Origin of the sequence: Actinophytocola sp. (genome assembly GCF_050699935.1) — a bacterium.
GTDB lineage: Bacteria > Actinomycetota > Actinomycetes > Mycobacteriales > Pseudonocardiaceae > Actinophytocola.
In genome coordinates this window covers 1-22,681 of sequence record NZ_JBOHGB010000118.1, presented here as the reverse complement: position 1 = coordinate 22,681, position 22,681 = coordinate 1, and the positions used below count along the sequence as shown (strand labels likewise).

At 71.6% G+C, this 22,681-nt stretch carries 21 protein-coding genes and 1 pseudogene; 11 read left to right on the top strand and 11 right to left on the bottom strand.

Annotation, left to right across the window (positions count from 1 at the left end; genetic code table 11):
• The 4 genes and pseudogenes from ACRDTB_RS28500 to ACRDTB_RS28485 form a co-directional block, all read right to left on the bottom strand.
• The coding region (locus tag ACRDTB_RS28500) for an RNA polymerase sigma factor (RefSeq protein ID WP_431435248.1) at positions 1–997 on the bottom strand (997 nt) is incomplete at its 3' end.
• A gap of 47 nt (positions 998–1,044) precedes the next feature.
• The gene (locus ACRDTB_RS28495; protein ID WP_431435247.1) at positions 1,045–1,476 is read right to left on the bottom strand and encodes a YciI family protein; all 432 of its coding nucleotides are present in this window, start codon (positions 1,474–1,476) and stop codon (positions 1,045–1,047) included.
• A gap of 14 nt (positions 1,477–1,490) precedes the next feature.
• Positions 1,491–1,907 (bottom strand): YciI family protein, encoded by a 417-nt coding sequence (locus ACRDTB_RS28490; RefSeq protein WP_431435246.1) that lies wholly within the window; start codon positions 1,905–1,907, stop codon positions 1,491–1,493.
• A gap of 133 nt (positions 1,908–2,040) precedes the next feature.
• Positions 2,041–2,973, bottom strand: a pseudogene (locus ACRDTB_RS28485) (helix-turn-helix transcriptional regulator); the annotation flags it as partial.
• Positions 2,974–3,072: 99 nt separating this feature from the next.
• On the opposite strand from ACRDTB_RS28485, the gene ACRDTB_RS28480 reads away from it, so the two are divergent.
• From ACRDTB_RS28480 to ACRDTB_RS28455, 6 genes are all read left to right on the top strand, one after another.
• The gene (locus tag ACRDTB_RS28480) at positions 3,073–4,260 is read left to right on the top strand and encodes a winged helix DNA-binding domain-containing protein (RefSeq protein ID WP_431435245.1); all 1,188 of its coding nucleotides are present in this window, start codon (positions 3,073–3,075) and stop codon (positions 4,258–4,260) included.
• 117 nt (positions 4,261–4,377) lie between these two features.
• Positions 4,378–6,234: a DNA helicase RecQ gene (gene recQ, locus ACRDTB_RS28475; RefSeq protein WP_431435244.1), complete on the top strand. Its 1,857-nt coding sequence runs from the start codon at positions 4,378–4,380 to the stop codon at positions 6,232–6,234.
• Positions 6,235–6,409: 175 nt separating this feature from the next.
• Positions 6,410–7,603 carry a M50 family metallopeptidase gene (locus ACRDTB_RS28470; protein WP_431435243.1) on the top strand — a complete coding sequence of 398 codons (1,194 nt, stop codon included), beginning with the start codon at positions 6,410–6,412 and terminating at the stop codon, positions 7,601–7,603.
• Between the two features lie 61 nt (positions 7,604–7,664).
• Positions 7,665–8,588 carry a LysR family transcriptional regulator gene (locus ACRDTB_RS28465; RefSeq protein ID WP_431435242.1) on the top strand — a complete coding sequence of 308 codons (924 nt, stop codon included), beginning with the start codon at positions 7,665–7,667 and terminating at the stop codon, positions 8,586–8,588.
• A 187-nt stretch (positions 8,589–8,775) separates the two neighbouring features.
• Positions 8,776–10,215, top strand: coding sequence for an OFA family MFS transporter (locus tag ACRDTB_RS28460; RefSeq protein WP_431435249.1), 1,440 nt, complete (start codon positions 8,776–8,778; stop codon positions 10,213–10,215).
• Between the two features lie 2 nt (positions 10,216–10,217).
• Positions 10,218–10,352 carry an MFS transporter small subunit gene (locus tag ACRDTB_RS28455; RefSeq protein ID WP_431435240.1) on the top strand — a complete coding sequence of 45 codons (135 nt, stop codon included), beginning with the start codon at positions 10,218–10,220 and terminating at the stop codon, positions 10,350–10,352.
• Here ACRDTB_RS28455 and ACRDTB_RS28450 read toward each other — a convergent pair.
• Together ACRDTB_RS28450 and ACRDTB_RS28445 are read right to left on the bottom strand one after the other, a co-directional pair.
• Complete coding sequence (locus ACRDTB_RS28450; RefSeq protein ID WP_431435238.1) at positions 10,321–10,884, bottom strand: TetR/AcrR family transcriptional regulator; 564 nt, start codon at positions 10,882–10,884, stop codon at positions 10,321–10,323. The genes ACRDTB_RS28455 and ACRDTB_RS28450 overlap by 32 nt on opposite strands.
• Positions 10,881–11,225 carry a DMT family transporter gene (locus ACRDTB_RS28445; RefSeq protein ID WP_431435236.1) on the bottom strand — a complete coding sequence of 115 codons (345 nt, stop codon included), beginning with the start codon at positions 11,223–11,225 and terminating at the stop codon, positions 10,881–10,883. Before ACRDTB_RS28445 ends, ACRDTB_RS28450 begins: the two co-directional genes overlap by 4 nt.
• 97 nt (positions 11,226–11,322) lie before the next feature.
• On the opposite strand from ACRDTB_RS28445, the gene ACRDTB_RS28440 reads away from it, so the two are divergent.
• Positions 11,323–12,468, top strand: coding sequence for an L-talarate/galactarate dehydratase (locus ACRDTB_RS28440; protein ID WP_431435234.1), 1,146 nt, complete (start codon positions 11,323–11,325; stop codon positions 12,466–12,468).
• Here the strand turns inward: ACRDTB_RS28440 and ACRDTB_RS28435 are convergent.
• From ACRDTB_RS28435 to ACRDTB_RS28420, 4 genes are read right to left on the bottom strand one after another with little or no spacing between them, the layout of a single operon-like run.
• Positions 12,452–12,994, bottom strand: a complete 543-nt coding sequence (locus tag ACRDTB_RS28435; RefSeq protein ID WP_431435233.1) for a GNAT family N-acetyltransferase — start codon at positions 12,992–12,994, stop codon at positions 12,452–12,454. The two genes, ACRDTB_RS28440 and ACRDTB_RS28435, sit on opposite strands and share 17 nt — an antisense overlap.
• Before the next feature lie 4 nt (positions 12,995–12,998).
• Positions 12,999–13,973 (bottom strand): TIGR03557 family F420-dependent LLM class oxidoreductase, encoded by a 975-nt coding sequence (locus ACRDTB_RS28430; protein WP_431435231.1) that lies wholly within the window; start codon positions 13,971–13,973, stop codon positions 12,999–13,001.
• Positions 13,973–14,521 carry a type 1 glutamine amidotransferase domain-containing protein gene (locus ACRDTB_RS28425; protein ID WP_431435229.1) on the bottom strand — a complete coding sequence of 183 codons (549 nt, stop codon included), beginning with the start codon at positions 14,519–14,521 and terminating at the stop codon, positions 13,973–13,975. The genes ACRDTB_RS28430 and ACRDTB_RS28425 overlap by 1 nt, the downstream gene beginning before the upstream one ends.
• 32 nt (positions 14,522–14,553) lie before the next feature.
• The gene (locus ACRDTB_RS28420) at positions 14,554–15,882 is read right to left on the bottom strand and encodes an NAD(P)/FAD-dependent oxidoreductase (RefSeq protein ID WP_431435227.1); all 1,329 of its coding nucleotides are present in this window, start codon (positions 15,880–15,882) and stop codon (positions 14,554–14,556) included.
• 143 nt (positions 15,883–16,025) lie between these two features.
• On the opposite strand from ACRDTB_RS28420, the gene ACRDTB_RS28415 reads away from it, so the two are divergent.
• Positions 16,026–16,652 (top strand): alpha-ketoglutarate-dependent dioxygenase AlkB, encoded by a 627-nt coding sequence (locus ACRDTB_RS28415; protein WP_431435225.1) that lies wholly within the window; start codon positions 16,026–16,028, stop codon positions 16,650–16,652.
• Between the two features lie 30 nt (positions 16,653–16,682).
• On the opposite strand, the gene ACRDTB_RS28410 is transcribed toward ACRDTB_RS28415, so the two are convergent.
• On the bottom strand, positions 16,683–16,964 hold the full coding sequence (locus ACRDTB_RS28410; protein ID WP_431435223.1) for a metal-sensitive transcriptional regulator: 282 nt from the start codon (positions 16,962–16,964) through the stop codon (positions 16,683–16,685).
• A 115-nt stretch (positions 16,965–17,079) separates the two neighbouring features.
• Here ACRDTB_RS28410 and ACRDTB_RS28405 point away from each other — a divergent pair, with 115 nt between their 5' ends.
• The 3 genes from ACRDTB_RS28405 (at position 17,080) to ACRDTB_RS28395 (ending at position 22,665) form a co-directional block, all read left to right on the top strand.
• Complete coding sequence (locus ACRDTB_RS28405) at positions 17,080–17,856, top strand: alanyl-tRNA editing protein (RefSeq protein ID WP_431435221.1); 777 nt, start codon at positions 17,080–17,082, stop codon at positions 17,854–17,856.
• Positions 17,857–18,444: 588 nt separating this feature from the next.
• Complete coding sequence (locus ACRDTB_RS28400; RefSeq protein ID WP_431435219.1) at positions 18,445–20,181, top strand: gamma-glutamyltransferase family protein; 1,737 nt, start codon at positions 18,445–18,447, stop codon at positions 20,179–20,181.
• A gap of 666 nt (positions 20,182–20,847) precedes the next feature.
• A complete protein-coding gene (locus tag ACRDTB_RS28395; RefSeq protein WP_431435217.1) occupies positions 20,848–22,665 on the top strand; it encodes a BCCT family transporter in 1,818 nt (605 codons plus the stop codon).
• Positions 22,666–22,681: the final 16 nt, after the last annotated feature.

The following is a 22,681-nucleotide window of genomic DNA, read 5'->3' as shown; positions in this document are numbered from 1 at the left end:
CCAGCTGCACCAGCCGGGCGTAGAGCGCCGCGATCCGTGCCCAGTCCGTCTCCTTGGGCGTGCGCGCCCGCGCGTGGCAGGCCGCGATCGCCGCCTGCAGCTCGTACGGCCCGGCCTCGCCCGGCAACGCCTCGGCCCGGGCGAGCGCGGCGAGCCCGCGGCGGATCAGCAGCCGGTCCCACCGCGCGCGGTCCTGGTCGAACAGCAGCACCGGCTCGCCGGAGGGCCCCAGCCGGGCCCGCGCGCGGGACGCCTGGATCTCCATCAACGCGACCAGCCCGTGCACCTCGCGCTCGGCCGGCACCAGCTCGGCCAGGATCCGGCCCAGCCGCAACGCGTCCTCACACAGTGACGGGCGCATCCAGTCGTCGCCGCCGGTCGCCGAGTAGCCCTCGTTGAACACCAGGTAGACGACCTCGAGCACGGACGCCAGCCGCTCACCCAGCTCGCTCGCGTTGGGCACCTCGAACGGGATCTTCTTCTGCGCCAGCGTCCTCTTCGCCCGCACGATCCGCTGCGCGATCGTCGGCTCCGGCGTCAGGAACGCGCGCGCGATCTCCTCCGTGGTCAGCCCGCCGAGCAGCTTGAGCGTGAGCGCGACGCGCGCCTCGGTCGACAGCACCGGGTGGCAGGAGATGAACACCAGCCGCAACATGTCGTCGCTGATGTTGCTGTCGATCGCGTCGAAGTCCGGCTCGGCGGACGGGCCCTCCCGCGTCTCCAGGTCCCGACCCAGCTCGGTGACCTTGCGCTCGAGGGTCTCCCGCCGGCGGAACTGGTCGATGGCCCGCCGCTTCGCGATGGCCATGAGCCAGGCGCCCGGGTTGTCCGGGACGCCCGACTCGGGCCACTGCTCGAGTGCGGCGACCAGCGCGTCCTGCGCGAGCTCCTCGGCCAGCCCCACGTCGTGCACCATGCGCGTCAGGCCGGCGATCAGCCGTGCCGACTCGATCCGCCAGACCGCGTCGACCGTCCGGTGCACCTCCAACGTCGCCACGGCGTCATCAGAGCAGGTCGGCGGGTGCGGAGCAAGCGGCGGGCGGCTCAGCCGTGCTGCTCGGTGATCTTCTCCGCCATCCGCTCCTGCCGCTCGCGGACCTCGTCGGTCATCGCCTCGCCGAAGTCATCCGGCCCGTAGACCTGTCGGATCTCGATCGCGGACTCGACGTTCGGGTCGTAGGGCACCCGCTTGACCCACTCGATGGCCTCCTCGCGGGACTTCACCTCGAAGATCCAGTAGCCGCCGACGACCTCCTTCGCCTCGGCGAAGGGGCCGTCGATCACGGTCGGCTCGCCGTCGGTGAACTTCACCAGGGCGCCCTCGGACGACGGCATCAGCCCGTTGCCGTCGAGCATCACGCCGGCCTTGACCAACTCCTCGTTGTACCGGCCCATCGCGGCGAAGTCCTCCTCCGTCGGGCCGACCTCGTAGTCCCCGTTCGCCTCGCTCGTCTTGACCAGAACCATGAACCGCATCTCGCCGAACCTCCTCAGTTCCCGCGGGAGCGGGCTCGCCGTTGTTCCTCCTGCTCCCGGAGCTCCGGGGTCAGCTCATCGCCGAAGTCCTCCGGCTCGGCCACGCGACGGATCTCGATGGTCACGTTGCCGCCGCCGTCCTCCTTCGGCCACTTCTTGACCAGCTCGACCACGTCGGCGAGCGAGTCCGCCTGAACGAGCGTGTAGCCCGCGATCAGCTCCTTGGCCTCGGTGAACGGCCCGTCGATCACGGTCGGCTTCTCCTTGCCGAAGCGCACCCGCGCACCCTTCGAGCTGGGGTGCAGGCCGGCGCCGTCGAGCATCACGCCCGCCTTCACCAGCTCCTCGTTGTACTTCGTCATGGCGTCGAACAGCTCCTCGCCCGGCAGCACACCGGACTCGGAGTCCTGGTCCGCCCTGCGAATGATCATGAAACGCAACGTCCTACCCCTTCCGTCGGCGGCGTCAACCTAGCCGCTGCCCACGCGTCGGACGACCATCGCCGGAATCGACACACCGCCGCTCAGAACTTTTCTCGCCGCCCGCGGCCTTCTCGTCGCCGCAGGTCGCGCGGTGTGCGCGGCCGGCCATCGTCCGCAGGTGGTCGACCAGCTCCGGCGGTCCGTGTACCTCGACCTCGCAGCCGAGCGTCAGCAGCCGCAACGCCAGCCACTCCAGTGTGTCCGCGCCGCTCTCCCACCGGTACCGACCGTCGTCGAGCGGGGTGCTGTGCCCGCCGAGGTGCTCCGGCACGGCCGGCAGATCGAGCGTAGCCACCGCCGAGTAGGTCGGCACGAAGGAGTACAGCCTGGACGTCACGAAGGCGGCCGGGTCCTGCTCGGGCAGCTCGCGGGGCGCCGAGCGGGCACCGGTCGCGACCGGCTCGGTGAGCCGGTCCAGGCGGAGGATCCGCCAGTCGGCGCGCTCGGTGTCGAAGCCGACGAGGTACCAGCGCCGGCCGGCGGACACCAGCCGGTGCGGCTCGACCAGCCGGCGGCTCGCCACGTCGTGCCCGCTGTGGTAGGAGAAGCGGACCCGCTCGCGGTTCGCGATCGCGGCGGCCAGGAGCGTGAGGCCGGCCGGCTCGACCGTCGGCTCGGTCAGCGGCACCGGGACCGTCGCCGCGCCGAGCGCGCCGACCCGGTGGCGGAGGCGGGCCGGCAGCACCTGTTCGAGCTTGGCCAGCGCGCGCACCGACGCCTCCTCGACGCCCGCCACCGCCTGCCCCGCCGACGCCCGCAGCCCGACCGCGATCGCCACCGCCTCCTCGTCGTCGAGCAGCAACGGCGGCAGCGCGGCGCCGGCGGTCAGCCGGTAGCCACCCTCGGCGCCCCTCGTAGCGCGCACCGGGTAGCCGAGCTCGCGCAGCCGGTCGACGTCGCGGCGGACCGTGCGCGGGCTGACCCCGAGCCGCCGAGCGAGCTCGCTGCCCGGCCACTCGCGCGGGGTCTGCAGCAGCGACAGCAGCGCGAGCAGCCGGCCGGACGGGTCGCTCATCGTTCCAGAATGCCGGCCCTATAGGACAGGGTCTGGCCTAAACGCCAGCTACCGTCGGTGCCATGAGGACGATCCCGGACGGTACCCGACCGTCACGCCATGGCTGATCAGCGCGGCGACCCGGATCGGCGGCGGCGACCAGTCGAACGCGAAGCCGTTCGGCTCATGACGGCGCTGACGTGGCCGCGGGTGTGCGCCCGGCGGCTCGCGCGGCACGGCCTCGCCGCCCCGCTCACCGGCACGCCGGCCGACGTGGTCGCGGCGGTCGCCGGCACGCACGCGCAGGTCATGTCCGCCGCCGAGCTGGCGATCGGGCTGCGGCTCGACGGCGTGACGCGGACCGACGTCCGCCACGCGCTGTGGACCGAGCGCAGCCTGATCAAGACGTTCGGCCCGCGCGGCACCGTGCACCTGCTGCCCACGCGGGACCTGCCGATGTGGCTCGCCGTGCTGTCGGGCGTGCCGTGGCGCGACCCCATGCCGGACGGGATCCGGATGACGGCCGAGCAGACCGAGGCCGTGCTCGCCGCGATCTCCGCCGCCCTCGCCGACGCCGAGCTGACCGTCGACGAGCTGACCGAGGCCATCGTCGCGACGGTCGGCTCGTGGGCGGGCGACCCGGTGATGGAGGCGTTCGGGGGAACGTGGCCGCGCTGGCGCCAGGTCACGCACCTCGCCGCCGCGCGCGGCGCGCTGTGCTTCGGAGGCAACCGCGGCCGCAAGGTCACCTACACCAACCCGCGCCGCTGGCTGCCCGACCTCACGCCGCCCCGCGACGCGACGGCCGAGGTGCTCCGCCGCTACCTGCACGCGTTCGGACCGTCCACTCCGGACCGGTTCGCCAACTGGGTCGGCGCGCCGACGGCCTGGGCGCGGCGGGTGTTCGCCGACGCCGCGCTCGAGCGGGTCGAGGTCGACGGCGAGGCCGCCTGGGTGAGCGAGGGCGACACCGGCGCGCCCGCCGAGCCGCCTCGCGGGCTGCGGCTGCTGCCGTACTTCGACGCCTACGCCTACTCGGTCGGCAACGACAAGGCGCGGCTGTACCCCGGCGTCGCGGCCGAGCGGGCGGCCGGGAACCGCCAGGTGCTGCTCGTCGACGGCGTCGTCGGAGGCATCTGGCACCAGCGCCGCTCCGGCCGGCGCATCGAGATCACCGTGGAGCCGTTCGGCCGGCTGCCGAAGGCCCGCCTGCGCGAACTGGACGAGCAGGCCGACCGGGTCGGCGCGATCCTCGAAGGCGGGCCCGAACTGACGCTCGGCGTCGTACCGGTCGGCGGACACGCGTAACTCCGAGCCCAATTCACAACAGGCCCGGGTCGTGGACCTGGGCTGCGCGGAGTTTGAATTGGACTCGCCTGTGGACAACTGCCGGGTTCGTCGGTGGGCGCCCATAGAATCGCCCGCGTGACTCTCCCCGCCGGCACCGACCCCCGCGCCCAGCACGTCAGCCCAGCTTCCGCCGACACGCTGCGCCGCGTGTTCGGCTACGACGCCTTCCGCGGGAGCCAGCAGGAGATCATCGACCACGTCGTGGGTGGTGGCGACGCGCTCGTGCTGATGCCGACCGGCGGCGGCAAGTCGCTCTGCTACCAGATCCCCGCGCTCGTGCGTGACGGCGTCGGCGTCGTCGTGTCGCCGCTGATCGCGCTGATGCAGGACCAGGTGGACGCGTTGCGGGCGCTCGGCGTGCGCGCCGGGTTCCTCAACTCCACCCAGGACTACGAGCAGCGTCGCGAGGTCGAGGCCGCGTTCCTCTCGGGCGACCTCGACCTGCTCTACCTCGCGCCGGAGCGGCTCAAGGTCGAGTCCACGCTGCGCCTGCTCGACCGCGGCACGATCGCGCTGTTCGCCATCGACGAGGCGCACTGTGTCGCCCAGTGGGGTCACGACTTCCGGCCCGACTACCTGGAGCTCTCCGCGCTGCACGAGCACTGGCCGTCGGTCCCGCGGATCGCCCTGACCGCGACCGCCACCGAGGCCACCCGCGAGGAGATCGCCACCCGGCTGAACCTCAGCGGGGCGCGGCACTTCGTGTCCAGCTTCGACCGGCCCAACATCCAGTACCGGATCGTGGCCAAGAACAAGCCGGACCAGCAGCTGCTGGAGCTGCTGTCCACCGAGCACAAGGGCGACGCGGGCATCGTGTACTGCCTCTCGCGCGCGTCGACCGAGCGCACGGCGGCGTTCCTCACCCAGAACGGGATCGAGGCGTTGCCCTACCACGCGGGCCTCGACGCCCGGACCCGCGCGGCGAACCAGGCGCGGTTCCTGCGCGAGGACGGCCTGGTCGTCGTGGCGACGATCGCGTTCGGCATGGGCATCGACAAGCCGGACGTGCGGTTCGTCGCGCACCTCGACCTGCCCAAGTCCGTCGAGGGCTACTACCAGGAGACCGGCCGCGCGGGCCGCGACGGGCTCGGCTCCACCGCGTGGCTCGCGTACGGCCTGCAGGACGTCGTGCAGCAGCGCAAGATGATCGCCACGTCCGAGGGCGACGACGCGCACCGGCGGCGGCTGGGAGTGCACCTCGACGCGATGCTGGCGCTGTGCGAGACCGTGGAGTGCCGGCGGATGCAGCTGCTCAACTACTTCGGTGAGCGGGCGGAGCCGTGCGGCAACTGTGACACGTGCGTGTCGCCGCCGGAGTCGTGGGACGGGACGATCGCGGCGCAGAAGGTGCTGTCGACGGTGTACCGGCTCGACCGCGAGCGCCGGCAGAAGTTCGGCGTCGGGCACGTCGTGGACATCCTGCTCGGGCGCACGACGGCCAAGGTCACCCAGTTCAACCACGAGTCGCTGACCGTGTTCGGCGTCGGCACGGAGCTGTCGGAGCCGGAGTGGCGCGGCGCCGTGCGTCAGCTGCTGGCCCAGGGCCTGCTCACGGTGGAGGGCGACCACGGCACGCTGGTGCTCACGGACGCGAGCGACGAGGTGCTGGGCCGCCGGCGCGAGGTCCGCCTGCGCCACGAGCCCAAGCGCGCCACGAAGCCGTCCTCGCGCGCGAAGGCCGCCGCCCCGCAGCCCGACCTCCCACCGGAGGCGAAGCCCGTCTTCGAGCGCCTCCGAGCCTGGCGCGCCGCGGCGGCGAAGGAGCAGGGCGTCCCGGCCTACGTGATCTTCCACGACGCGACCCTGCGCCAGATCGCCACGCAGACCCCGACGACGCTGGCGGAGCTGAGCTCGGTGAACGGCGTGGGCGAGAACAAACTGGCGAAATACGGCCAGCAGGTCCTCGACGCTGTTCCGCCTCCCCGGAATTAACCCGGTTGGTCGCCTTAGCTGGAATCTGTCGACTTTGGCACGTACTTGTGGCTGGGTTGCGTCCCGTTCCCCTTGGGTGCGGTTCCGTCTCTCCGCGACCTGAGTCCTCAACGCGGGCTTCACTCCGTCGATGTCACTGTCGGATCGGTCGGGTCCCGGCAACTGAGGGAGACAGGTGGCCTACGTCATCGGTGTGGTGCTGTTCGCACTCGGCATCGGCGTGTCGCTCGCGCTGCACGAGGCCGGGCACCTCGTCGCCGGCAAGGCGTTCGGCATGAAGGTGCGCCGGTACTTCGTCGGCATGGGACCCACGGTGTTCTCCTTCAGCCGCGGCGAGACCGAGTACGGCCTGAAATGGTTGCCCGTCGGCGGCTTCTGCGACATCGCCGGCATGACCACCCTCGACGAGCTCACGCCCGACGAGGAGCGCCGCGCCATGTGGCGGCACAAGGCGTGGAAGCGCACCACCGTCATGCTGGCCGGCCCCATCACGCACTTCGCGCTCGCGTTCGGCGTCCTCTACCTGCTCGCCACGACGCTCGGCCTGCCGAACCTGGCCGAGAAGCCCGTCGTGTGGCAGGTGTCGAGCTGTGTGGCCGACGCGCGCACGACCGAGGAGCTCGCCAACCCGGCGTGCGCGGCCGGCTCGACGGGCCCCGCGCAGACCGCCGGCATCCGCCCCGGCGACGAGATCGTCGCGGTCGCCGGTACCACCACGCCGACCTGGACCGAGCTGGTCGCCGCCGTACAGAACTCGAGTGGCCCCACCATGTTCGACGTCCGCCGCGGCGAGGAGACCCTGCGCCTGACGGTCGACGTGCCGCGCCTGGACCGCCCCGGCCTCGACGCTCCGGTCGGCGTGGCGGGCGTCTCCGCCACCGCCTCGTTCGCCTACGGTCCGCTCGCCGCGTTCGGCGCCACCGCGAGCTTCTCCGCCGACATGATCGGCCGGACCGCGACCAAGATCGCCGAGTTCCCGCAACGCATCCCGGCCGTCGTCAGCGCGATCTTCGGCGGCGAACGCGACCCGGAGACCCCGGTCAGCGTCGTCGGCGCGAGCCGGATCGGGGGCGAGGCCGTCGAGGCCGGCCTGTGGCAGCTGTTCTTCCTCCTGCTCGCCGGGTTGAACTTCTTCATGGGCGTGTTCAACCTGCTGCCGCTGCTGCCGATGGACGGCGGCCACATCGCGATCATCTGGTACGAACGCGTCCGCAACTGGCTACGCGAACGCCGGGGCAAGACCGCCGCCGCACCGGTCGACTTCACCCGACTGTCCACGGTGACGATGGTGCTCGTCCTGATCGGCGGCGCGGTCATGCTGCTGACCATCACCGCGGACATCGTCAACCCGATCAGGCTCACGCAATGACGTCGGTCGACGTCCGACGAGTCGCCTTTATTTTCGACCGCGTTGCGGGTATCACTTGGCCATGTTGCTGCGCCAGCTGGAGTACCTGAGCGCCCTGGCGCGCGAGGGACACTTCCGGCGGGCCGCCGAGGCGTGCCACGTCTCCCAGCCGGCGCTGTCGGCCGCGATCCGCAAGCTCGAGACCGAACTGGACATCCAGATCGTCCAGCGCGGACAGCGGTTCGAGGGGTTCACGCCCGAGGGCAAGCAGGTCCTGCTGTGGGCGCACCGCATCCTCGCCGAGCGCGACGCGATGCGCCACGAGCTCGCGAGCATGCGCGGCGGCCTGTCCGGCGTGCTGCGCATGGGCGCCATCCCGACCGCCCTGACCGTCGCCTCGCTGCTCACCACGCCGCTCGCCGAGCAGCACCCGCACGTGCGCGTGTCGATCGAGTCGCTGTCCTCGCGGCAGATCGTGAACCGGCTGGCCGAGTTCGACCTCGACATCGGCATGACCTACATCGACGGCGAGCGGCACGGCACGGTCCGCGTCGTTCCGCTCTACCGCGAGCGCTACCTGCTGCTCACGCCGGCCGACGGCCGGTTCGCCAACCACGAGACGGTCGGCTGGGAGGAGCTCGCGGACACCCCGCTGTGCATGCTGTCGCCGGTCATGCAGAACCGGCGGATCCTCGACCGGAACTTCGCCGAGGCGGGCGTGACGGTGACCCCGTCGGTCGAGGCCGACACGGTGTCCGCGATCTACGCCCACGTCATCACCCTGCGCTGGTCCAGCGTGATCGCCCACGCGTGGCTGCACGTGTTCGGCGTGCCCGAGGGGCTGCGGGTCGTGCCGCTCGAACGGCCGCGCCGCGCGTACCAGGTCGGTCTGGTCCTCGCGGACCGCGACCCCGAGCCGATGCTCGCCCGCGCCCTGGTGGACACCGCGCACCAGGTCGACGTGCAGGGCGAGCTGGACGCGTTGCTGCAACGCCACCTCGGCTGATTTTCGCGATCTCCGACAAAATCCGCCGAACCGCACCGCGCTGACCGTCGGTGATAAACCGCGCCTATCGAGCCACCGGTTCGAAAGGTTTGACCTTCAACGATCCCGCACGCTAACTTCCATACTGCATACAAGGCGCCGTGGGGTCCACATAGGACACTCCCGGACGGCACACGGAGGTGTGGCTTTGGCGCTGTCGTTCCTCGATCGCGAACACACCGTCGCGGGTCCCGGCTACAGCCGCTGGCTGATCCCGACCGCCGCCCTGGCGATCCACCTGTGCATCGGACAGGCCTACGCCACGAGCGTCTACAAGACCGCGCTCGTGCAGCACTTCGGCACCGGCCTCACCGCGATCGGCATCATCTTCTCGATCGCGATCGTGATGCTGGGGGTCTCCGCCGCGGTGCTGGGCACCTGGGTGGAACGGGTCGGCCCGCGAGCCGCGATGTTCACGGCCGCCTGCTTCTGGGGCGCCGGGTTCCTGATCGCCTCGCTCGGCGTCACCACCTCCCAGCTCTGGCTGGTGTACCTGGGATACGGCTTCATCGGCGGCATCGGGCTCGGCGTCGGCTACATCTCGCCGGTGTCCACGCTGATCAAGTGGTTCCCCGACCGGCCCGGCCTCGCGACCGGCATGGCCATCATGGGCTTCGGCGGCGGCGCGCTCGTCGCCTCTCCCCTGTCCCGCCAGCTGATGGCCCTCTACGACGCGGACTACGACCCGACGAACTCCGCGTCGGTCGCGTCCGGCAGCGCGGTGGCCGCACTGTTCCTGACCCTCGGCGTCGGCTACTTCGTCGTGATGATGTTCGGCGTGTTCACCGTCAAGGTGCCCGCGCCCGGCTGGCGGCCGGCCGGTTTCGACCCGGCGAAGCTGCGGGCCAAGCCCCTCGTCACCACGGCGAACGTGTCCGCCGCGAACGCGATCAGGACCCCGCAGTTCTGGCTGCTGTGGACCGTCCTGTTCTGCAACGTGACCGCGGGCATCGGCATCCTCGAGCAGGCGAGCCCGATGATCCAGGACTTCTTCCGCGAGGGCGGCGAGTCCAGTGTGGCCACCACCGCCGCGACGGCCTTCGTCGGCCTGCTGTCACTGTTCAACATGGCCGGCCGGTTCGTCTGGTCGTCCACATCGGACTTCCTGGGCCGCAAGCCGACCTACGTCATGTATCTCGGTGTCGGCATGATCCTCTACGTGCTGCTCGCCGTCGCCGGGCACACCGCGACCGCGGTGTTCGTGCTGCTGGCCGGCGTCATCATCTCCTTCTACGGCGGCGGTTTCTCCACCGTCCCCGCATACCTGCGCGACCTGTTCGGCACCTACCAGGTCGGCGCGATCCACGGCCGGCTGCTCACCGCGTGGTCGGCCGCGGGTGTGGCCGGGCCGCTGATCATCAACGGATTCCTGGACGCGCAGGGCGAACCGGGCCGGCTGGTGTACTCCGACTACCGGCCGGCGTTGTTCACGATGGTCGGCGTGCTCGCGGTCGGCTTCGTCGCGAACCTGCTCATCCGGCCCGTCGCCGACCGGTTCCACGAGCCGGCCGAGCACACCGACGCGTTCGCCGAGGCGGCCGCCGAGGAGTCCACACCGGACGAGTCCAGCCCGAGCGGACGGAGGTAGCCATGTCCGAACCGCACACCTCGACGACGGCCACCCAGACCGTGCGGCTGGTCGTCTCCTGGCTCGTGGTCGGCATCCCGATCGTCTACGGCCTGTACATGACGATCAAGTCGGTCCTCCCACTGTTCGGCGGCTGACCAGCCTCTCGACGCCGGCGCGCAGGCCCTCGGCGTCGAGTTCGTCGCCGGTCACCAGCGCCTGCAGCAGCACGCCGTCCACGAGGGCGGCGAGCGCGAACCCGCGCTCCGGCCCGCCGGCGAACCGCGCGCAGATCCCACGCAGGCCGTCGATCCAGAGCTGGGCCATCGGGCGCAGCCGCGGCGTGCGGGTCGCGGCGAGGCACAGCTCGTACTCGAGCAGCGCCTGGTCGCGGTCGGCGAGATAGCGGCGCGCCAGGTCGACGAACGTGGCGGGCAGGTCCGTGCTCGCGGTCAGCTCCTCGGCCCACGCCTCCAGGAGGCTCCGCGCGATCTCGGTCGCCTCCCGCAGCGCGGCCGCGACGAGGTCGTCGAGCGTCGGGAAGTAGTAGGTCGTGGAGCCGAGCGGGACACCCGCCCGCGCGGCGATGCGCCGGTGGGTCACCTGGCCGACACCCACCTCGGCGATCGCCTCGACGGCCGCGTGCACGATCGCCCGGCGCCGGCCCACCGGGTCCCGGCGGGGGCTCAATGCACACCACCCAGGTTGAGCGTGACCACGCCGCCGATCACCAGCAGAACGCCCGCCACCTTGGCGACCGTGATCGACTCGTGCAGGAACACCACGCCGATCGCCGCGATGGCCGCGGTGCCGAGGCCCGCCCACATCGCGTAGGCCACGCCGACCGGCACGTGCCGCACCACGATGGCCAGCAGCGCGAACGCGGCCAGGTAGCCGGCCAGACAGCCGACCGTCGGCCACAGTCTGGTGAAGCCGTCGCTGAGCTTGAGCAGGCTGGTGGCCACCACCTCGAAGGCGATAGCCATCAGCAGGAAGACATAGGGCACGGCCGCGCTCCGCATTGTGTACATCTGTACATGAACAAATGTACACGGCGATCGACCCTAGGCAACGAACTGTCGACGCGGTACAACTGGACGCTCCCCCACCCCCACGAGGAGATTCCGCGTGCCCGAAGCCGTCCCCGCCGCCCCCAGCGGCGACCGTATCGACCGGGTCCGCCTCTCACTGGTCTTCCTGCCACTGTCCGTGGCGGCCAGCGACGCCAAGGCCCCCACCGGCCGGCAGCAGCCACTGAACGAGGTCGCCTTCCTGTTCGCCGAGGTCGGCACCATCGACGGGCACAGAGGACTCGGCTTCAGCTATGCGAAGCGGGCCGGCGGGCCCGCGCTCTACGCCCACGCCAAGGAGATCGCGCCGCAGCTGCTCGGCGAGGACCCGAACGACACGGGCCGGATCTGGGAGAAGCTCGCGTGGGCGGGCGCGTCAACCGGCCGCGGCGGACTCGCGGCGCAGGCGATCGCCTCGATCGACATCGCGCTGTGGGACCTGAAGGCCCGGCGCGCCGGGCTGCCGCTCGCCAAGCTCCTCGGCACGTACCGGGACACCATCCGGTGCTACACCGGCCTGTCCGCCTCGCCGCTGCCCGAGATCGTCGACCACGCCCAGCGCGCGCTGGCCTCCGGAGTCGGCGGCATCAAGCTCCGACTGACCCAGCCGGACCCGTCGGCCGACCTGGAGCGGCTCCGGGTGCTGCGTGAGCGCCTCGGCGACGGCGTGCCGCTGATGCTCGACGCCAACCAGCTCTGGGACCGGCCGACCGCGCACCGCATGGGCCGCGTGCTCGAGCGGTTCAACCTGGTGTGGCTGGAGGAGCCGCTGGACGCCAACGACACGGCCGGGCACGCCGCGCTCGCGGGCGCGCTGGACACGCCGATCGCGACCGGCGAGATGCTCACGAGCGTGGCCGAGCACGCGCACCTGATCGACGCGGGCGCGAGTGACGTCGTGCAGCCGGACGCGCCGCGCGTGGGCGGCATCACCCCGTTCCTGCGGATCGCGGCGCTGGCTGACCACAAAGGACTGTCACTGGCCCCGAACTTCGCGATGGAGATCCATCTCCACCTGGCTGCGGCCTACCCGCGCGCGAGCTGGGTCGAGCACGTCGACTGGCTGGAGCCGCTGTTCAACGAGCGCATCGAGGTTCGCGGCGGCCGCGTGCTGGTGCCGGACCGGCCTGGCCTGGGCATCACGGTGAGCCCGAAGGCCATCGCGTGGACGACGGACCACATCGAGTTCACCGAGACCGCGTGAGCCACTCGTCGCGGAGCATCGCGTAGATGAACTCGTCCCGCCACCCGCCCTTGACCCACCGGCTGCCGAGGAAGTGTGCCTCCCGGCGCATCCCGAGGCGCTCCAGCAGCCGCACGGACGCGGTGTTGCGCGCGGAGCACTTCCCGGTGATCCGGTGCAGGTCGAGCTCACCGAACCCGAGCCGCAGCATCGTGTTCGCCGCCTCGGTGGCGAGCCCGCGACCGTGGTGGTCGGGGTGCAGGACATAGCCGATCTCGCCGCCGCGGCACGCCGCCCCGCGCAGCGCGAGCGACACCTCGCCGATGACGGTGCCCGTGGCGGGCAGGATCACGGCCAACGTGAGGCCGCCGTCGCCGGCGGAGCGCTCGGTCATCATGCCGCGCACCGACGTCTCGGCCTCGTCGCGACCACGCGGCGCACGCAGCATGTGCCGCGCCACCTCGGGCAGACGCTGGAACGCCCAGACGTCGTCGACGTCAGTGACCTCGAACGGACGGAGCAGCAGGCGATCGGTGCGGATCAGCACCGCTCTAGTGTCCCGCTGCCCGCCGTAGAGCCGGCAGCAGGTGGTCGCGGGCGAAGGAGAAGAACCCGTCCTGGTGGTCACCGCCGATCTGGACCAGGGCCACGTGCGTGAACCCGGCCTCCCAGAACGGCTTCGCGGCCGCCACGATCGGGTCCACGTCCGGACCGCACGGGATGTTCTCCGCCACGTCCTCCTCGGTGATGAACCGGGTCGCCGCCGCGAACGCCGGCGGACCCGGCAGCTCGGCGTTGACCTTCCAGCCACCGGCGAACCAGCGGAACTGCTCGTGCGCCCGGCGCACGGCCGCCTCGCGGTCCGGGTCCCAGCACACCGGCAGCTGCGCGAACTTCGCGGACTCCGCCCGGCGCAGCGAGTCCCACTCCTCGACCAGCCTCGCGTCGGGCTCCACCGCGATCATCGCGTCGGACATCGGCGCGAACAGGCCCACCGACTGCGCGCCGGAGACGGCGGTCGCGATCGGCACGCGCGGCTCCGAGAGGTCCCACAGCTTCGCCGAGTCGACCCGGAAGTGCCTGCCGGAGTAGTTCACGTAGCCGCCGTCGAACAGCCCGCCGATGATCTGGATCGCCTCCGCCAGCATCTCGTGGCGGACGTTCACCGGCGGCCAGCCCCGGCCGACGACATGCTCGTTGAGGTTCTCGCCGGCGCCGATGCCGAGCGTGAACCTGTTGGCGGACAACAGTTGCACGGTCGCCGCCTGCTGCGCGACGACGGCCGGGTGGTAGCGCATGATCGGGCACGTCACGTAGGTCATCAGCTCGACCCGCTCGGTCGCCTGGGTGACCGCACCGAGCACGCTCCACGCGTTCGGTGCGTGGCCCTGCTCGTCGAGCCACGGGAAGTAGTGGTCGCTCACGACCTCGAAGTCGAAGCCGGCACGCTCCGCCTCGGTGGCGAAGCGCACCAGCTCCCGCGGCCCGGCCTGCTCGGTCATCAGGGTGTAGCCGAACCGGACCATCAGACGTGCACGCCCTCAGCGATCTCCTCGACGGTCTTGGCGCAGAACGCGTCGAGGTCGGCCGGTTTGCGGCTGGACACCAGGCCCTGGTCGGTCACCACCTCGTCGTCCACCCAGGTGGCGCCCGCGTTGCGCAGGTCGGTCCGCAGGCTCGGCCACGACGTCATCGTGCGGCCGCGCACCACGTCCGCCTCGGCGAGCACCCAGCCACCGTGGCAGATCACCGCGACCGGCCTGCCCGAGGTCACGAACTCCTTGACGAACCGCACCGCACGCTCGTCGGCTCGCACGAAGTCGCCGTTCGCGACGCCGCCAGGAAGTACCAGCGCGTCGTAGGAGCCCGGGTCGGCGTCGTCGATCGCGGTGTCCACACGCTTGCGGTCGCCCTTGTCGAGGTGGTTGAACGCCTGGATCTCCCCCGCCCGCAACGAAACCAGCTCGGGCCGGCCGCCGGCCTCGCTGACGGCCTGCCACGGCCGGTCCAGCTCGACCTGCTCGACACCGTCGGTGGCCAGGAAGGCCACCTTCTTGCCATCGATCATGGGCATCGCACTCACTCCTCTCCTGCCGGGGTCGCGGGCTACCCGGACCGGCTGCCCGCGAAACCGTCGACTCGATCTTGTGGCCGCGGCGGGCCGTCGGCGTCCGCCAGGCTGATCCCGTCCTCCGGTACGAGTCCGAAGTGAACGACCTGGCGCCTCGTCAGCAGGTCCGCGATCCAGTCGAAGGCGACCCGCAGGCGGTTCGTCGGCATCGCCAGCAGGTGGTAGCCGCGGGTGACGATCTTGGCCGGCCAGCCGCGCAGCGGCACGTGCAGCGGGTCGGCGACCGCCTGGGCCCCGGCGAGATCGACGACGAAGCCGAGGTCGCGGTGCTTGTACGGCTTGCGCCGGCCCACGCCCAGCGACGCGGCGACGTTGATGCCCGCGACCCGCCCCTGGCGCTGCGCGTGCTGCGCGGTCATCGGCGTGATCTCGCCTGGCCGCGCCAGATCCGGCACGGCGGCGACGTCCCCGGCGGCGAACACGTGCGGATGGCCGGGCACGGTCAGGAACTCGTCGGTGTTGAGCCGACCCTTCGTGGTGGGCAGGCCGAGCGGCTCGACGATCGGGTCCGGCCGCACGCCGACACACCACGCGACGGTTCGCGTCGGGACCTCGCTGCCGTCGGTGAGCCGCACGCGGGTACCGGTGACCTCGCTGACACTGGTGTTGAGGCGGACCTCGACGCCGCGCTTCTCCAGGATCCGCTGGGCCGGCCCGGACAGCCGCTCGCTCAGGTTCGGCAGCACGCGGTCGGCCATGTCGACGAGGATCCACCGCGCGTCCTGCTTGGCCTGGCGGGTCAGCTCCATGCCCTGCGCGGCCAGCTCGGTCCCGGTGTAGCCGGCGCCGACCACGACGAACGTGGTGCGCTCCCGCCGCACGGCCGGGTCCTCGGTCTGGTCGGCGAGCTCCAGCTGGCGCAGGACGTGGTCGCGGAGGTACACGCTCTCCGCGATCGACTTGAAGCCCTTCGCGTGCTCGGCGACACCGGGGATCGCCAGCAGCCGGGTGACGCTGCCGGACGCGATGACCAGGCGGTCCCAGGTCAGGTCGCGCCGGTGCCCCTCGACGTCCACGACGGTGACCGTCCTCCCGACGAGGTCGATCCAGGTGACGTTGCCCAGCACCGCGCGGGTTCGCGGCAGCTTGGTGCGCAGCGGCACGGCGACCCGTCGCGGGTCGAGGGTGCCGCCCGCGACCTCGGGCAGCAGCGGGACGTAGAGCATGAAGTCGGCCGGGTTGACCGCCACGAGCTCGGTGTCCGGCAGTCGCCGCTCGAGCGTGCGCAGGCAGTGGAAGCCGGCGAACCCGGTGCCGACGACGACCACCCTCGGTTGCCGCGCGCCGGTGTCGGTGCTGGTCATTTGGTGGTTCCCAACCCCTCTTCTCGGCTATGCATCCGCCTGCGGCGTACCCGTGCGTGACCGGCTGAACCGTTGGGATCGGCCGGTTCACACCTTTCCCCGACAATCGGTCCTTTGTTCGATTGTCGAGGTAGGGTGGAGGCATGTCTGGTGCTGTGCAAGGTTCTCTGCTCGACGATCTCGACGACGTCGGGCTGCGCTCGCTCGCCCCGACGAGTCGGACCGAGCTTGGTCGAGGGGCCTGGATCGATGTCCGGCGCGGCTGGCTCACCGGAGCGGGCACGCTGTTCGAACGCCTGGCTCGGGAGGTGCCGTGGCGCGGCGAACGGCGGCAGATGTACGACCGGGTCGTCGACGTCCCGCGCCTGCTGTGCTTCTACGACGAGGACGACCCACTCCCCGACCCGGTACTCGCCGCGGCCCGCGAGGCGCTGACCTCGCACTACGCCGCAGAACTCGGCGAGCCGTTCCGCACGGCGGGCCTGTGCTACTACCGAGACGGCCGCGACTCGGTCGCCTGGCACGGTGACCGCATCGGCCGCGGCAACACGGAGGACACGATGGTCGCGATCGTCTCGATCGGCGCGCCCCGCCCGCTGTTACTCCGTCCGCGCGGAGGCGGGCAGACCCTCCGCTATCCCGCGGGCCTGGGCGACCTGATCGTGATGGGCGGCTCGTGCCAGCGCACGTGGGAGCACGCGGTCCCGAAGACGGCGAAGCCGGTGGGCCCCAGAATCAGCATCCAGTTCCGCCCCCGCGGCGTCCGCTGACGCGTTTCTGCCCACAGCAAGGCCAAGGGCTCAGGAGCGGACCAGCCGGGCGATGGCGTCGCTCGCCTCACGGACCTTCTCCTCGGCGTCCTTGCCGCCGTCGGCCAGCGCCTGCGCCACGCAGTGCCGCAGGTGCTCGTCCATCAGCCCGAGGGAGACCGCCTGCAACGCCTTCGTCGCCGCTGAGATCTGGGTCAGCACGTCGATGCAGTACTCGTCGTTCTCGACCATCCGCTGCAGGCCGCGGACCTGTCCCTCGATGCGGCGCAGGCGCTTGAGGTAACCGTCCTTGTCGCTGGTGTAGCCCCGCATCCCGAGTTCCTTCCCGCCGTCGCCGTGCCCGACCACCCAGCATACCCGAGGGGGGTAACAACCCGCCGGACGGCGAGCGCACGATACCGGGGAGCACACACGCAGGAGGCACGCCATGGCCGTTCCGGGCAACAAGACACCCGCCGCGCCGGCCCCGGGGTCGGCGGCCGAGACCGAGCTGTTCGCCACCGACGCCTACCGGCGCTCCTTCGACAGCGCCGTGCTCGAGGTCGACCGAGACCAGGGCCGCGTCGCGCTGGCGCGGACCGCGTTCTACCCGGGCGGCGGCGGGCAGCCGCACGACCTCGGCACGCTCGACTGGGGCGCCGGCGCCACACCGGTCACCCGCGTGAAACGCGACGGCGGGCGGATCTGGCACTGGCTCGACGCGCCGGAGCCACCCGACCGCGGCACCGAGGTGTTCGGCGAGCTGGACTGGGACCGCCGGCACACGCTGATGCGCACCCACACCGCCCTGCACATCCTGTGCGGCGTCATCTGGACCGAGTTCCACGTCGCGGTCACCGGCGGCAACATGGACCCCGGCAAGGGCCGCCTCGACTTCCCGCTGGAGAGCATGTCAACCGAGCTCGGCCAACGCGTCGAGCGCCGGATCAACGAGGAGATCGCCGCCGCCCGCGAGGTCGTCGTCACGTTCCTCGGCCGCGAGGCCGCCGACGCCGACCCGGCCCTGATCCGCACCTCCGCCAACCTGATCCCGAAGGAGATCGACCCGCTGCGCGTGATCGACATCGTCGGGCTGGACAAACAGGCGGACGGCGGCACCCACGTGCTCACCACGGCCGAGGTCGGCTCGGTCGTGGTGACCGGGACCGAGTCGAAGGGCAAGGGCAACAAGCGCATCCGGCTGGAGGTCCGCCCGCCGGCGTGACGGCGTCCACCGGCCCGCAGCACTGGATGACTGCGTCCGGTTGGTTTCCGTGGTCGTGGGCGGTGAGGGAGCGTTGGGTGGGTGCTCCGATGTGCCGGTGGTGCCAGATCGCGGCGGCGAGGGCGAGGAGGCGGGCGGTGATGCTGGGGGTAGCCGCCGGCCAGGGTGCGGCCGCCGTGGTGTTCGGGGTGTGCTGGCCTTTCCGGGTGTCGAAGATCGACTCGATCCACTGGCGTTAGCGGGCGCGTGTGCCGTGACGGGCGGGTTCGGGCGTGCGGCCGGGACGGTGATGACCGCGGAGATCAGCCCACCCAGCGAGCGGACCCGCTTGCCATACCCGGACCGGTGCGGCAGGCACGCGAACAGCCCGATCAGGTCCTGACGGACGTCACGGACCCAACGGCGTTCGCTGGCCACACCGAGCAGACGCCGCGCCACCACCAAACACAACAGCCCCCGGTCCGTGAGCCGAGGCTTGCGACCTACCTGACGGTCACGGGACCAGCCCACGACCGGCAAAACCCGATCTTCGAGCCCACACCGACGCGCCACAAGATCATCAGGACTCAGTCATCTAGTGTCGGACCGGTGTTCACCACCCGCCCCGAGCTGGCCGGCACCTTCGGCATGGTGGCCTCGACGCACTGGCTCGCGTCCGCCGCCGGGATGGCGGTGCTCGAGCGCGGCGGCAACGCCTTCGACGCCGCCGCGGCCGCCGGTTTCACCCTGCACGTGACCGAGCCGCACATGAACGGCCCGGGCGGCGAGGTGCCCGCGATCTTCGCGACCGCCGCGGACCCGGTCCCGCACGTCCTGTGTGGACAGGGGGTCGCGCCGGCCGCCGCCACGATCGGGCGGTTCCGTGCCGAGGGCCTCACCCTGGTGCCTGGCACGGGCCTGCTGGCCGCCACCGTGCCCGGCGCGGTCGGCGCCTGGCTCACGCTGCTGCGCGACCACGGCACCCTGCCCCTGCGCGACATCCTGCGGTACGCCATCGAATACGCAGAGCACGGGCACCCCGCCGCCGAGTCGGTCGTGCTCACGATCGAGACAGTCGAGGAGCTGTTCCGTACGTACTGGCCCACGTCGGCCGCCCAGTGGCTGCCGGTCGCGCGGCCCGGCGAGCTCGTCCGCAACCCGGCACTGGCCGCCACCTACCGCAGGCTGGTGGACGAGGCGGTGGGCCCGACCCGCGAGGCACAGCTCGACGCCGCGATCCGGGCCTGGTCCGAGGGTTTCGTCGCCGAGGAGCTGGATGTCTTCTGCCGCACCGAGATCCTCGACGACTCCGGCCGGCCGCACACCGGCCTGCTCACCGGCGCGGACCTCGCGGCCTGGCGTCCGAGCTACGAGCGCCCGGTGCGCTTGGACGCGTTCGGCTGGACCGTTCACAAGGTCGGCGCGTGGAGCCAGGGACCGGTGCTGCTGCAGCAGCTGGCCGTGCTGCGTGAGCTCGGTGAGCTGCCGCCGGCGGGCAGCGCCGAGGAGATCCACCGCGTGGTCGAGGTCGCGAAGCTCTGCTTCGCCGACCGCGACGCCAACTACGGCGACGCGGACGTGCCGCTGGACCACCTGCTCTCCGCCGGGTACGCCGCCGAGCGCGCGCGGCTCGTGACGGACCGGGCGGCCGAGCCGCTGCGCCCGGGCACGGGCCGGCTGCCGGCGCACGTGACGGAAGGCGACGAGGTCCCGGTGACCGGCATCGGCACCGGCGAGCCGACGCTGTCCCCGCTCGGCACCACCCGTGGCGACACCTGCCACATCGACGTCGTCGACCGGTGGGGCAACGTCATCTCCGCGACGCCGTCGGGCGGCTGGCTGCAGAGCTCGCCGACCGTGCCCTCGCTCGGCTTCTGCCTCGGCACGCGCGCGCAGATGTTCTGGCTCGAGGAGGGGCTGCCGAACTCGCTCGCCCCCGGCAAGCGCCCGCGCACGACGCTGTCCCCGTCGCTGGCGACCCGCGACGGCCGGGTGCTGTCGTTCGGTACGCCGGGCGGGGACCAGCAGGACCAGTGGCAGCTCTCGTTCCTGCTCAACCACGCCGCCCACGGCATGAACCTCCAGGAGGCCATCGACGCCCCCGCCTGGCACACCACGGCGTTCGCCTCGTCGTTCCACCCGCGCGCGACGGGCACCGAGCTCGTCATCGAGTCCAGAGTGGACGACGCGGTTCGAGAGGAGCTGGCGCGCCGCGGCCACCACGTCGTGGTGGCGCAGCCGTGGTCGCTGGGCCGCCTGTCGGCCGTGTCGCGGGACTCCGGGACGGGCCTGCTGCACGCCGCCGCCAACGCCCGGGGCATGCAGGGCTACGCGATCGGCCGGTGACACGGCCCGGGGATCACGGCCGGCAGGCCGCGAGACGCACGAGGCCGGGTCCGATCTCGGCCTGCTCGATCGCGCCGTGGCCGAGCGTGAGCCCGGGCGGCTCGCCCCTCGCCGTGGTAGGAACCCAGGTCCTCCACCCACCCCCGGCCTTGGCCGTGCGGCGCACGAGCCCTGACGACGCCAGCCCGCACCAGCCACGCGGTGTGCGCTGTTCGCGGGCGACCAGGTGTGGACGGTCCGCGCCGGCGCACGGCCTGCCCCTTCTGGGCCGCCCGCGCCCGCTACGCGCCGGGCGTCGAGGCGCCGACCGGCTCCCTCGACGCGCGCGAAGCACTCCACGCGCGGGGTGACCGACCTCGCCACCGCCGCCCACCAGGTGCGTGCCGCCGGCGCGGTGCGGCTGGTCGCGTGCGGGGTGTTCGCGCTGTCGGCTGAGGGCTCGTCCGCGCTGCTCGCGGTGGCCGTCCTGCCGCTGATCGCCGGACCGCGGTCCTCGCGGCGGGCATCGCGATCGTGCCGGCCGCGCACGCCGCCAGCGTGCGGGACCCGAGAACTCTTTTGCGTAACGAAATACACCTGGTGCGCATTGTGCAACAAGGCAGCTATGGCAAGTTGACCAACGGTCTAGGCTCCCCGCACAACGAGCCTGAGTCGGAGGGAGGCGCCGTGACGGACGACGTGACGGACAAGACGGACACGCCGACGGACACGGCCAGGGCACCGGAGGAAACCGGGCCAGGCCGAGACGAAGTCGTTGAGGTGTCCGGGGATTCGCTGGTCCTGGCCGCGGACCGACCACCGGTCACCGACAAGGTCGTGTTCGGGGTGGCGGCCGTGCTCACCGTGGTGTTCCTGGCCTGGGGGGTGCTGGGCACCGACTCGCTGATCAGTGTCGCCGGCAGCGTGCTCAACGACGGCATCATTCCCTACGGCGGCTGGGCTTTCGTACTCGTCGCAAGTGGATTCGTGCTGTTCGCGATCGGCCTGGCGATCAGCCGGTACGGCCGGATCCCACTCGGCGCGGACAAGGAGAAGCCCGAGTTCCGCACGGTGTCGTGGATCGCGATGATGTTCAGCGCGGGCATGGGCATCGGGCTGATGTTCTTCGGGGTGGCCGAGCCGGTCATGCACCTGATGAGCCCGCCGCCAGGCACCACGCTGCCGGCGTCGGACGACGCCGTGCACACCGCGATGGCGACCACGCTGTTCCACTGGACGGTCCACCCGTGGGCGATCTACGCCGTGGTCGGGCTGGCCATCGCCTACAGCACGTTCCGCCGCGGCCGGCGCCAGCTGTTCAGTTCGGTGTTCGCGCCGCTGCTGGGCGAGCGGCGCTCGGAAGGTCCGCTGGGCAAGGCGATCGACATCATGGCGATCTTCGCGACGCTGTTCGGCTCGGCCGCGTCGCTGGGCCTCGGCGCGCTGCAGGTCGGCGAGGGCATGCGCTACGTCGGCTGGGTCGGTGAGGCGGGCACGGCGCTGCTGGTGATGGTCATCGCGGTCCTCACCATGGGGTTCGTCGCATCGGCCGTGTCCGGGATCGCCAAGGGCATCCAGTGGCTGTCGAACATCAACATGGTGCTCGCGGCGGTGCTGGCGTTCTTCGTCCTGGTGGTCGGCCCGACCGTGCTGATCCTCAACCTGGTGCCCGGCGCGATCGGCGACTACCTCCGGGAGTTCGCGCAGATGTCCGGGCGCACCGGTGCCACCGGCGGCGAGGCCATGCAGACTTGGCTCGGCGGCTGGACGATCTTCTACTGGGCATGGTGGATCTCGTGGACGCCGTTCGTCGGCATGTTCATCGCGCGGATCAGCCGGGGCCGGTCGATCCGGCAGTTCGTGGCCGGCGTGATTCTGGTGCCGAGCGTCGTGAGCCTGTTCTGGTTCGCGATCTTCGGCGGCGCGGCGATCCAGCAGCAGCGCGAGGCGCTGGCGGCGCAGAACCTCTCGCCGCAGCAGATCGCCGAGCACAACGCGAACGGCACGCTCGCCGACGTGGTCAACGCGAACACGTGGGTGTACAACACCGACGGCAACCCGCAGGCGATGACGTTCGCGTTCCTGGAGCAACTGCCACTGTCCACACTGGCAGCGATCCTGGTGATCCTGCTGGTGTCGATCTTCTTCGTCTCGGGCGCGGACGCCGCGTCGATCGTGATGGGCACGCTGTCCCAGGGCGGCTCGGTGCATCCGAAGCGCAACGTGGTGATCTTCTGGGGCGTGCTGATGGGCGGCGTGGCCATCGTGATGCTGCTCGCCGGGGACGGCAGTGCCAACGCGTTGACAGGCCTGCAGAACTTGACGATCATCGTGGCGGCGCCGTTCGCCATCGTGATGATCGGCCTGTGCTGGTCGCTGTGGCGGGACCTGCGCACGGACCCGTTGGTGCTGCATGAGAACGAGATGCTGCGCGCCATGCGCGAGCCGGACGACGAGGACGGCGAGCACCACATGCGCCGCCGCCTACACCTCGGCCGCCACTGACGCCGTGGCCTGACCC

What these genes read in the sequence shown, in the direction of transcription:
- ACRDTB_RS28490 (WP_431435246.1), bottom strand. Translation starts at nt 1,907, where the DNA reads ATGATCATTCGCAGGGCGGACCAGGACTCCGAGTCCGGTGTGCTGCCG.
- ACRDTB_RS28425 (WP_431435229.1), bottom strand. Translation starts at nt 14,521, where the DNA reads ATGCCCATGATCGATGGCAAGAAGGTGGCCTTCCTGGCCACCGACGGT.
- ACRDTB_RS28430 (WP_431435231.1), bottom strand. Translation starts at nt 13,973, where the DNA reads ATGGTCCGGTTCGGCTACACCCTGATGACCGAGCAGGCCGGGCCGCGG.
- ACRDTB_RS28445 (WP_431435236.1), bottom strand. Translation starts at nt 11,225, where the DNA reads ATGTACACAATGCGGAGCGCGGCCGTGCCCTATGTCTTCCTGCTGATG.
- ACRDTB_RS28415 (WP_431435225.1), top strand. Translation starts at nt 16,026, where the DNA reads ATGTCTGGTGCTGTGCAAGGTTCTCTGCTCGACGATCTCGACGACGTC.
- ACRDTB_RS28405 (WP_431435221.1), top strand. Translation starts at nt 17,080, where the DNA reads ATGGCCGTTCCGGGCAACAAGACACCCGCCGCGCCGGCCCCGGGGTCG.
- ACRDTB_RS28455 (WP_431435240.1), top strand. Translation starts at nt 10,218, where the DNA reads ATGTCCGAACCGCACACCTCGACGACGGCCACCCAGACCGTGCGGCTG.
- ACRDTB_RS28465 (WP_431435242.1), top strand. Translation starts at nt 7,665, where the DNA reads ATGTTGCTGCGCCAGCTGGAGTACCTGAGCGCCCTGGCGCGCGAGGGA.
- ACRDTB_RS28410 (WP_431435223.1), bottom strand. Translation starts at nt 16,964, where the DNA reads ATGCGGGGCTACACCAGCGACAAGGACGGTTACCTCAAGCGCCTGCGC.
- ACRDTB_RS28420 (WP_431435227.1), bottom strand. Translation starts at nt 15,882, where the DNA reads ATGACCAGCACCGACACCGGCGCGCGGCAACCGAGGGTGGTCGTCGTC.
- ACRDTB_RS28495 (WP_431435247.1), bottom strand. Translation starts at nt 1,476, where the DNA reads ATGCGGTTCATGGTTCTGGTCAAGACGAGCGAGGCGAACGGGGACTAC.
- ACRDTB_RS28480 (WP_431435245.1), top strand. Translation starts at nt 3,073, where the DNA reads ATGGCTGATCAGCGCGGCGACCCGGATCGGCGGCGGCGACCAGTCGAA.